General features: G+C 64.1%; 11 protein-coding genes. 1 reads left to right on the top strand and 10 read right to left on the bottom strand.

Translation table 11 applies throughout. The features are described 5' to 3' along the window. Positions 1 to 540 (bottom strand): LysR family transcriptional regulator (locus ACE3O8_RS02955; RefSeq protein WP_374386603.1); only part of this gene is annotated, 540 nt, incomplete at its 3' end. Positions 541 to 952: 412 nt separating this feature from the next. On the opposite strand from ACE3O8_RS02955, the gene ACE3O8_RS02950 reads away from it, so the two are divergent. Continuing rightward, a complete protein-coding gene (locus ACE3O8_RS02950; protein ID WP_374386601.1) occupies positions 953 to 1228 on the top strand; it encodes a helix-turn-helix transcriptional regulator in 276 nt (91 codons plus the stop codon). Here the strand turns inward: ACE3O8_RS02950 and ACE3O8_RS02945 are convergent. The 9 genes from ACE3O8_RS02945 to secY all read right to left on the bottom strand — a co-directional run bounded on the left by ACE3O8_RS02945 (position 1203) and on the right by secY (position 9660). After that, on the bottom strand, positions 1203 to 2459 hold the full coding sequence (locus ACE3O8_RS02945) for a site-specific integrase (protein ID WP_293536248.1): 1257 nt from the start codon (positions 2457 to 2459) through the stop codon (positions 1203 to 1205). The two genes, ACE3O8_RS02950 and ACE3O8_RS02945, sit on opposite strands and share 26 nt — an antisense overlap. A gap of 294 nt (positions 2460 to 2753) precedes the next feature. Continuing rightward, a complete protein-coding gene (gene guaA / locus ACE3O8_RS02940) occupies positions 2754 to 4322 on the bottom strand; it encodes a glutamine-hydrolyzing GMP synthase (protein WP_374386599.1) in 1569 nt (522 codons plus the stop codon). Between the two features lie 45 nt (positions 4323 to 4367). Then, a complete protein-coding gene (locus tag ACE3O8_RS02935; protein WP_374386597.1) occupies positions 4368 to 4811 on the bottom strand; it encodes an acyl-CoA thioesterase in 444 nt (147 codons plus the stop codon). Positions 4812 to 4977: 166 nt separating this feature from the next. Continuing rightward, positions 4978 to 5388 (bottom strand): 50S ribosomal protein L17, encoded by a 411-nt coding sequence (rplQ, locus tag ACE3O8_RS02930; RefSeq protein ID WP_374386594.1) that lies wholly within the window; start codon positions 5386 to 5388, stop codon positions 4978 to 4980. A gap of 76 nt (positions 5389 to 5464) precedes the next feature. After that, on the bottom strand, positions 5465 to 6520 hold the full coding sequence (locus ACE3O8_RS02925; protein ID WP_374386592.1) for a DNA-directed RNA polymerase subunit alpha: 1056 nt from the start codon (positions 6518 to 6520) through the stop codon (positions 5465 to 5467). Between the two features lie 136 nt (positions 6521 to 6656). Continuing rightward, positions 6657 to 7046, bottom strand: a complete 390-nt coding sequence (rpsK, locus tag ACE3O8_RS02920) for a 30S ribosomal protein S11 (protein WP_199553356.1) — start codon at positions 7044 to 7046, stop codon at positions 6657 to 6659. Continuing rightward, positions 7046 to 7414 carry a 30S ribosomal protein S13 gene (gene rpsM, locus ACE3O8_RS02915; RefSeq protein ID WP_374386590.1) on the bottom strand — a complete coding sequence of 123 codons (369 nt, stop codon included), beginning with the start codon at positions 7412 to 7414 and terminating at the stop codon, positions 7046 to 7048. Before rpsM ends, rpsK begins: the two co-directional genes overlap by 1 nt. 195 nt (positions 7415 to 7609) lie before the next feature. Continuing rightward, positions 7610 to 8284, bottom strand: coding sequence for an adenylate kinase (locus ACE3O8_RS02910; protein WP_374386609.1), 675 nt, complete (start codon positions 8282 to 8284; stop codon positions 7610 to 7612). 23 nt (positions 8285 to 8307) lie between these two features. Beyond that, positions 8308 to 9660, bottom strand: a complete 1353-nt coding sequence (gene secY / locus ACE3O8_RS02905; protein ID WP_374386588.1) for a preprotein translocase subunit SecY — start codon at positions 9658 to 9660, stop codon at positions 8308 to 8310. Between the last annotated feature and the right edge of the window lie 28 nt (positions 9661 to 9688).

Raw genomic sequence — 9688 nt, 5'->3', positions numbered from 1 at the left:
GGCGAGCGGGTCACCTTCCGGCATTGCCAGGTAGACGGGTTCTTCCCAAAGATGGGTGATGGCATAGCCCTGCCCAGGCGAAGCCTCGGCTACAACACCGATATCCAACTGCCCGCGCCGCACGGCCGCGATGAGGTCAGGCGTGCTCGCTTCGCTGAAGCGCAGGCGGGTGCCCGGCCTGTCCCACCGAAAGGCGCCGAAGAGTTCCGGCAGGAACCCCATGGTCAGTGGCCCGAAGACGCCAACCGTGAGATATCGCCCTTTCGCCGCCCCGGTCCGCGCGCGTGCGAGTGCCGAACCGATCTGATGTGCGCCGGGGCTGGCTTGGTGCAGAAACTGCTTGCCGATCTCCGTGAGGTCGACGCCAGCGCTGTGACGGCGGAACAGCTTGGCACCGATCTCATCCTCGACATCACGGATGCGCCGGCTGATCGCCGACTGCTCGACGCCGAGGTCCTGAGCCGCGCGCCGGAAGCTGCCGCTCTCAGCCGCGGCCATGATGTAACGCACATGGCGTAGCTCGATCTTCGATCTCGGCACGATGGTTCCCCATTATGCAAAGGTCTTTGCAAACGTCGCCCCGTCAGCCCCCGAGAACTGTTCCGATCAGATTATGGGTCTTCTGCGTCTCCTCGCTACCGCCGCCAACGAAATCCTTAAGTGTCACACATTCGACTGTTCCTACGTCGCTAGCGGACTTCTGGATCGCATTTCGCCGGTGCAAGCAGTAAATGGTGCGTGATCTGAACAGAGCAATTACGGCGCGGAACGGGTGCGGCGAGTCGTGCAGATTCTGTGGGCTGACGGATGTCCCGCCGAGCTTTCAGGACTGAATTTGACCCGCCGATTTCTACGCCAGAGCCCGAGATTGCCGCACGCCACTCGGAAGGGACTTCCGGGATCGGCACCTATCGTTCTCAATCGCCAGCGACCGCCGCGAAGGAGAGCCAACATGGGTCAGAGCGAGCTTCTGGAGATCAGGAAGACCATCAGGCGGCACCAGCTGCGCGAGATGGTGCCCCTGGCCGACAGCACAATCTACGAGATGGAGCAGCGCGGCGAATTTCCACGCCGCTTCGCGCTGTCGCCGCGCTGCATCGTCTGGGATCTCGCCGAGGTCCACGCCTGGTTGCTGGCGCGGCGCGCGAAGCCGATCCAGCGCGCGCAGCACCCCGACGTGACGAAGCGCAAGTCCCGCCCGGTCAAAGCGCAGGATCGAGCGCGATAGGCGGCATGACTGTCGGCAGCAGCGTCGGAACATACTTCCGGCCCTCGACCCACGCATCGACGGTGTCGGCCCATTCCTGCATCATGTGGCGACGCTGAACCTCGTATTCCGCCTTGTTGTAGACGCCGCGAGATGAACGCCCGTCCTCGTGCGCCAGGCACTTTTCGATCCAGTCGCGGTTGAAGCCCAGCTCATTGAGCAGCGTCGAGCCCGTGCGGCGCAGGTCATGCACGGTGAACGGCTCCAGTGGCAGCCCCTCCTTCTTGGCCTGTTCGACGACAGCGTAGGTGACCCGGTTGAAGGTCGCCCGCGACATCGGCGCATCCGCATCGTAGCGGGACGGCAGCAGATACCTTGAATTGCCGGCGCAGGTCTTGAGCGCGATCATGATGTCGAGGGTCTGCCGGCACAGGTAGACATTGTGAGGCTTCGACCGCTTCATGCGCTCCTTCGGGATCGTCCAGACGGCGTTTTCGAAATCCACCTCATCCCAGACCGCGTCCTGCAGCTCGCTCTTCCGGACCATGGTGAGGAGGTAGAGCTTCATGCCGAGACGGATCGTCGGCAGCGTCGCGACATGCTCGAGCTGCTTGAGCATGATGCGGATCTCGGTCGGCGACAGCGCCCTGTCCTTCGGCGTGAAGGTGGCGATCGAAGCAGGACCAACGTCATCGGCCGGGTTCGCGACCTTTTCGCCGTGGAGAATGGCGAACGCGTAGATTTGCTTCAGGATATCCCGCACATGGATGGCCGTCGCCGGCGCACCACGTTCCACGATCTTGGCGCAGTGGGCACGCAGGTCATCAGGCGTGATCTCGGTCAGCAAACGGTTCCGCCAGACGGGCTTGAGTTCACGCTCGAAGATGGCGCGGCGCATGGCGCGCGTGCTGTCGGCCATGGGCGCGCCCGTCAGCCACTTCTCGCCGAACTCGCCGAAGCTCTTGGCCTCCTTGATCCGGCGCTTATCCCGCTGCTTCTCGATGGCGGGGGATCGCCCCTCGGCGATCATCCGTTTCGCATCCAGGCACAGTTCGCGCGCCCGGGCGAGTGAGATCCCATCCCGGGCGTACTTGCCGAGATGGACGGTCTCCCGCCTCCCGTTCAGCCGGTAGTCGAGCCTGAACGAAATGCCGCCCGTCGGTGCGACGCGCACATACATGCCGTCACGATCTGTCACCTTGTACATTTTGGCTTTTGGTTTCAGGCACTTGAGTGCTGCATCCGTCAACATTTGGGCCTCCTCGCGGAAAAAGGACCGTCACGCGGTTTTTGGAGGCTTTTGACGGAATTATCTCTTTATGTTCAGCGCGTTAGGCTGAAAAAAGTACCGTCATGGGCCTCGGTCGCTGTGACGGTACTTTCGATTTTTCGGATTATCAACGGGGGCCGGGTCCGTCATCAGACACGACAGACGCGTTCCATGCCCACCGATAGACATCGATAGGCTTCGGATCGATTATTTTTGTTTTTCAGTGGTTTAGAGCGTATTCTGGCGTAGTTTCGGATACCCTCGGATGGGCAAAAATTATTCCCACTCGATCGTGCCGGGCGGCTTCGAGGTATAGTCATAGACGACGCGGTTGATGCCGCGCACCTCGTTCACGATGCGGGTGGCGACGCGGCTGAGGAAGGCCGCCTCGAACGGGTAGATGTCGGCCGTCATGCCATCCACGGACGTCACGGCGCGGAGCGCGCAGACCTTGTCGTAGGTGCGGCCGTCGCCCATCACGCCCACCGTGCGCACTGGCAGCAGCACGGCGAAGGCCTGCCAGATGGCGTCGTAGAGGCCCGCCGCGCGGATCTCCTCAAGGTAGATGGCGTCGGCCTGCCGCAGCACGCCGCAGGCTTCCTTCGTCACTTCGCCCGGGATGCGGATGCCCAGCCCCGGCCCGGGGAAGGGATGGCGGCCCACGAACACCTCGGGCAGGCCAAGTTCCCGGCCCAGCGCGCGGACTTCATCCTTGAACAGCTCGCGCAGCGGTTCCACCAGCGCCATGTCCATCCGTTCCGGCAGGCCGCCGACATTGTGGTGGCTCTTGATGGTGACGCTGGGGCCACCGATGAACGAGACGCTTTCGATCACGTCGGGATAGAGCGTGCCCTGCGCCAGGAATTTCGCGCCGCCGATCTTCTTCGCCTCCGCCTCGAACACGTCGATGAAGGTCTTGCCGATGAACTTGCGCTTGGCTTCCGGGTCGGTCACGCCGGCGAGGCCCGACAGGAACAGCTCTTCCGCATCCACATGGACGAGGGGGATGTTGTAATGGTCGCGGAACAAGGTCACGACCTGCTCCGCCTCGTGCAGGCGCATCAGGCCGTGATCGACGAAGACGCAGGTGAGCTGGTCGCCGATGGCTTCATGGATGAGAACGGCGGCGACAGCGGAATCGACCCCGCCCGACAGGCCGCAGATCACCTTGCCTTGCCCGACCTGGGCGCGGATTTCCGCGATCTTGGTCTCGCGGAAGCTGGCCATGCTCCACGCCGGCTTGGCGCCGGCGATCTTCAGCACGAAATTCTCGATCAGCGCCCGGCCGTCGGGTGTGTGCAGCACCTCCAGATGGAATTGGGCGGCATAGATGCCGCGCGCCTCGTCCGCGATGAAGGCGAAGGGCGCCCCTTCCGAACGGGCCATCACCTCGAAACCTGCCGGCAGTTCGTCTGCATGGTCGCCATGGCTCATCCAGACGACATGGCGTTCGCCCACGCCCCACACGCCCTCGAACATCCGGCACGGCGCGACCACGTCCACCTCGGCCCGGCCGAATTCGCGGGTGACGCCCGGCGTCACCCGCCCGCCCAGCGCCTTCACCAGCGCCTGCTGGCCATAGCAGATCCCCAGCACCGGGATGCCGGCAGACAGCACTTCGGCGGGGAGTTCGGGGCTCGTCGCCTCCGTCACGCTGGCGGGACCGCCCGACAGGATGATGGCCTTCGGCTTCAGCCTTTCGAGCGCCGCCCGTGCTGCGTGGAAGGGCACCACCTCGCAATAGACATGGGCCTCGCGGACGCGGCGGGCGATGAGCTGGGTGACCTGGCTCCCGAAGTCGAGGATCAGGACGGTGTTGGCTTGGGCTTCGGCAGAGACTGACATGGCGGGCTCATAAGGCCCGAATCCGAGTCGCGCCAGTGCCGCGGATCAGATGTCGACGGCGATCCTGCTGATCACGGCCTTCCACTCGGGCGTCAGCGGCTTCGGGCGGCGGCCTTCGCGATCGACATAGACGTGAACGAAGAAGCCTTCGGCGGCCGGCTGGTTGCTGCCCTTCACGAACAGACCGATTTCGTAGCGGACCGAGCTGTTGCCGACACGGCTGACCGCGATTCCGGCCTGCACTTCTTCGGGGAAGGCGACGGGGCGGGCATAGGTGCAGCCGGTTTCGACGACGAGACCGATCATCGGGCCCTTTTCGATGTCGAGCAGGCCATGTTCGACCAGCCAGGCGTTCACGGCCGTGTCGAAGAAGCTGTAATAGACGACATTGTTCACATGGCCGTAGACGTCATTGTCCATCCAGCGCGTGGCGATGGGGCGCCAGGCCTTGTAATATCCGCGCGGACGCATTTCCCGCTTTTCAGCCATTGGCGACCATCCCTTCTGTTGCCCGACGAGTCGGCCTTAGCCCATGAGCAACGAAAATGGGAGCCTTCATGTTGCAGGGCAGCATGGCGGAACTGCCTGTGCCGGAAACGAAAAAGCCCGGCTGGCGGATCGCCAGCCGGGCTTTTCAGTCCGTTCGGTCGGACGATCAGGCCGCTTCGGCGGCCTGGACCGGGCCGGAATCCTGGCCCTTGGCGCTGACATCGCGATCCACGAACTCGATCACGGCCATGGCGGCCTGATCCGAGGCGCGGAAACCGGCCTTCAGCACGCGGACATAACCGCCCGGGCGGCCCGCGTAGCGCGGGGCCAGCACGTCGAACAGCTTCTTCAGCTGCGCATCGTCCTGCAGGCGGGCATGGGCGAGACGGCGGTTGGAAAGACCGCCCTTCTTGGCCAGCGTCACCAGCTTTTCGATATAGGGGCGAAGTTCCTTCGCCTTGGGCAGCGTGGTCACGATCTGCTCGTGCTTGATCAGCGAAGCCGACATGTTCTTGAGCATCGCCATGCGATGCTCCGTCGTGCGGCCGAGCTTCCGGTGGGCAACCTTGTGACGCATAGTCCTGTCTCCGTTTGTAAAGGGGCCGTTTCAGGTACCCCAGTCCACGCCCGCTTAACCCCGGGCGCTTCGGGCCTTAGAATTCCTGTTCGAGCTTCTTGGCGAGATCCTCGATGTTCTCGGGCGGCCAGCCCGGGATGTCCATCCCGAGGCGCAGCCCCATGGAGGCGAGAACTTCCTTGATCTCGTTCAGCGACTTGCGGCCGAAGTTCGGGGTGCGGAGCATTTCCGGTTCCGACTTCTGCACCAGATCGCCGATATAGATGATGTTGTCGTTCTTCAGGCAGTTGGCCGAACGGACCGAAAGTTCCAGCTCGTCCACCTTCTTCAGAAGGTTGCGGTTCATCATCACGTCGGTCGGCGCATCTTCCACGGCGCCGGCGACCGGGGCGGCCGCCACCGGGCGGGCGGCCGGCTCTTCAAAGTTGATGAACAGCTGCAGCTGATCCTGCAGGATGCGCGCGGCATAGCCGACGGCATCTTCCGGCGGCACCGAGCCATCGGTTTCCACCGTCAGCGTCAGCTTGTCATAGTCCAGATCCTGGCCGACGCGGGTGGGTTCCACCTTGTAGGCGACCTGGCGGACGGGCGCATAGAGCGCGTCCACCGGGATCAGGCCGATCGGCGCATCCGCCGGGCGGTTCATGGCGGCGGGCACATAGCCCTTCCCCGTCTGCACCGTCAGCTCCATGTTGAAGGTCGCGCCTTCATCGAGCGTGCAGATCACCAGATCCGGGTTCGAAATCTCGATGTCGCCGGTGACCGCGATCTGGCCCGCCGTGACTTCGCCGGGGCCGGAGGCGGACAGCGACAGGCGCTTCACCTGATCGCCCTGCATCTTCACGACGACCTGCTTCACGTTCAGGACGATGTCGGTCACGTCTTCGCGAACGCCCGGCAGAGACGAGAATTCATGAAGCGCGCCATCGATCTTGATGGCGGTGACCGCCGCGCCCTGCAGGCTCGACAGCAGCACGCGCCGCAGCGCGTTGCCCAGCGTCAGGCCAAAGCCGCGCTCAAGCGGTTCCGCCACGAACACCTTCTTGCTCGCCGTGCCGCCGGCCTTCACGTCCAGCGCGTTCGGCTTCTTCAGTTCCTGCCAGTTCTTCGCATAGGCTGCTGACACGATCATTTCACCTTTGCCTTGGGCAAGATGGCCCGTCGACCATCCGCCACTTGTTTCGTGCCCCTCAGGCGCTTCGCCGCATCGGATCGCGGAAAGCGCGGCCGCCCGGCGGTGGGCACCGCCGGGCGGATATGCGATGTCGTCAGACCCGGCGGCGCTTCGGCGGACGCACCCCGTTGTGCGGGATAGACGTGACGTCGCGGATCGACGTGATCTGGAAGCCGACAGCCTGCAGCGCGCGCAGGGCGGATTCGCGGCCCGAACCCGGACCCTTCACTTCCACTTCCAGCGTGCGGACGCCATGTTCCGCGGCCTTCTTGCCGGCGTCTTCGGCGGCAACCTGCGCGGCATAGGGCGTGGACTTGCGGCTGCCCTTGAACCCCATCGTGCCGGCCGACGACCAGGCAATCGCATTGCCCTGCGCGTCCGTGATGGTGATCATGGTGTTGTTGAAGCTGGCGTTCACATGCGCGACGCCGGCCGTGATGTTCTTGCGCTCGCGGCGCTTCAGCCTTTCGGGTGCGCGTGCCATTACTTCTTCTTCCCTGCGATCGGCTTGGCCTTGCCCTTGCGGGTGCGGGCGTTGGTGTGGGTGCGCTGACCGCGAACGGGCAGACCCTTGCGGTGGCGCAGGCCGCGATAGCAGGCCAGGTCCATCAGCCGCTTGATGTTCATCGCGGTGTCGCGGCGAAGATCGCCTTCCACCGTGTAGTCGCGATCGATCGTCTCGCGGATCGAAAGGACTTCGGCGTCGGTCAGGTCCTGCACGCGGCGCTCAGGCGGGAAGCCGAGCTTGGCGGTGATTTCCTTGGCGCGGGTGCGGCCAATGCCGTGAATATAGGTGAGCGCGATTTCCACGCGCTTGTTGGTGGGGATGTTGACCCCTGCGATACGTGCCACAAACTGCTCCTGCTCCACGGTGCGCCTTGGGCCGGGCGCTCCATCTCTCTGCGTTGCCGGTTTCCCGCCAGCGGAAACATGGCCGACCGGACTTGACCGGGGCTATGGCTGCACGCGTGCGGGAATCGGAAGAGGCGTCGCTATAGATGGCAGGCGCACCTGTCAAGGGCGCGCCTGCCGAAATTCAAATGCCTGTCAAGCCTGTTTCGAAAGGCGGGCGGGCGCCTGATCGAGGATCCCGGCGATCGCGGCAGAGACCTCGTCCATGTCGGCCATGCCATCCACATCCTTCACCAGGCCGCGCGCGGCATAGATGGGCAGGATCGGCGCGGTCTTGGCGCGATATTCCGCCATGCGCGTGCGCACGGTTTCCTCATTGTCGTCCGGGCGGCGCTTGAACTCCGTGGCACCGCACTTGTCGCACACGCCTTCGGCCTTCGTCGGCTTGAAGCGGTCGTGATAGCCTTCGCCGCACTGGGCGCAGGTGAAGCGGCCGGTGATGCGGTCCACCAGCGCGTCCTCGTCCACGACCAGCTCGATCACATGGTGCAGCGTGCGGCCCCGGGCGTCCAGCAGGCCGTCCAGCAGCTCCGCCTGACGGGCGGTGCGCGGATAGCCATCGAAGATCACGCCCTTGGACAGCGGAATGCCATCCAGATGCTCGCCCAGGATTTCGGCCATCAGTTCATCCGGGAACAGCTTGCCGGCCTTCATGATCTCGTCGGCGAGCGTGCCCACCTCCGTGCCGGCCTTCACCGCCGCCCGAAGGATATCCCCGGTGGACAGCTGGACCATGCCCCGGCTTTCGACGAGGCGGCTGGCCTGCGTGCCCTTGCCGGCGCCCGGGGGGCCCAGCAGGATGATGTTGATGCCTTCGGCTGTCCCCGCGTTCGTCAACGCCGCCCCCCTGTTCTCAGCTTCGCCTTCTTGATCAGGCCCTCATACTGGTGCGCCAGCATATGGCCCTGGATCTGGGCGACCGTGTCCATCGTGACATTGACCACGATCAGAAGCGAGGTGCCCCCCAGATAAAAGGGAATTGCCATCTGGCTGATCAGGAACTCCGGGAGAAGACAGACCAAGGTCAGGTAGGCGGCGCCGATCACGGTGATCCGGGTCAGCACGAAATCCAGATAGTGCGACGTCTTTTCGCCGGGGCGGATGCCGGGGACGAAGCCGCCGTGCTTCTTGAGGTTCTCGGCCGTTTCATCCGGGTTGAAGACCACGGCGGTGTAGAAGAAGCTGAAGAAGATGATCCCGCCGGCATAGAGCAGCATATAGAGCGGCGCGCCATGCTGGAGCGAAGTCGTGATCGTCAGCAGCCAGTCCGGCCCGCCTTCCTGGCCCATGAACTGGGCGATGGTGAGCGGCAGCAGCAGCAGCGACGAGGCGAAGATCGGCGGGATGACGCCGGCCGTGTTCAGCTTCAGCGGCAGGTGGCTGGTATCGCCCTGGAACATCCGGTTGCCCATCTGGCGCTTCGGATACTGGATCCGAATGCGGCGCTGGGCGCGCTCCATCAGGCAGATGAAGGCGATGACGCCAAGGCCCACGACCAGCACGGCAATGATGAAGCCGGCCGAAATGGCGCCGGTGCGGCCCTGTTCGAACAGGCCGCCGATGGCGACGGGCACCTGGGCGACGATCCCGGCCATGATGATGAGCGAAATGCCGTTGCCGATGCCGCGGCTGGTGATCTGCTCCCCCAGCCACATCAGGAACAGGGTGCCGCCCAGCAGGGTGATGATGGTGGAAATGCGGAAGAACCAGCCCGGATCGATCACGGCGGAGGCGCCGGAGGCCGCACCCCAGCTTTCAAGGCCGACGGCGATGCCATAGCCCTGGAAGATGGTGAGGATCACGGTGCCGAAGCGGGTGTACTGGTTCAGCTTCTTGCGGCCGCTCTCGCCCTCTTTCTTCAGCGCCTTCCACGGTTCGTAGATGGAGCCCATGAGCTGCACCACGATGGAGGCGGTGATGTAGGGCATGATGCCGAGCGCGATGATCGACATCCGCTCCAGCGCGCCGCCCGAGAACATGTTGAAGAAGTCCAGCATGCCGCCCGATGTCTGGGTGAACAGCTGATCGAGCGCCTGCGGATCGATGCCGGGCAGCGGCACGAAGGAGCAGAGCCGGAAAACGATGAGAGCGCCAATGGTGAACCACAGGCGCTTCTTCAGGTCGGTCGCCTTCGAGAAGTTTGCGAAACTCAGGTTCTGGGCAAGGGAGTCGGCGGCTGTCGCCATTGTCTCATCCTGTCTGGGGGCCGGTTCC

The sequence above is a fragment of the Sandaracinobacter sp. genome, assembly GCF_041909755.1.
Taxonomy (GTDB): Bacteria; Pseudomonadota; Alphaproteobacteria; order Sphingomonadales; family Sphingomonadaceae; genus Sandaracinobacteroides.
This window is presented reverse-complemented; position numbering and strand designations above follow the sequence as displayed.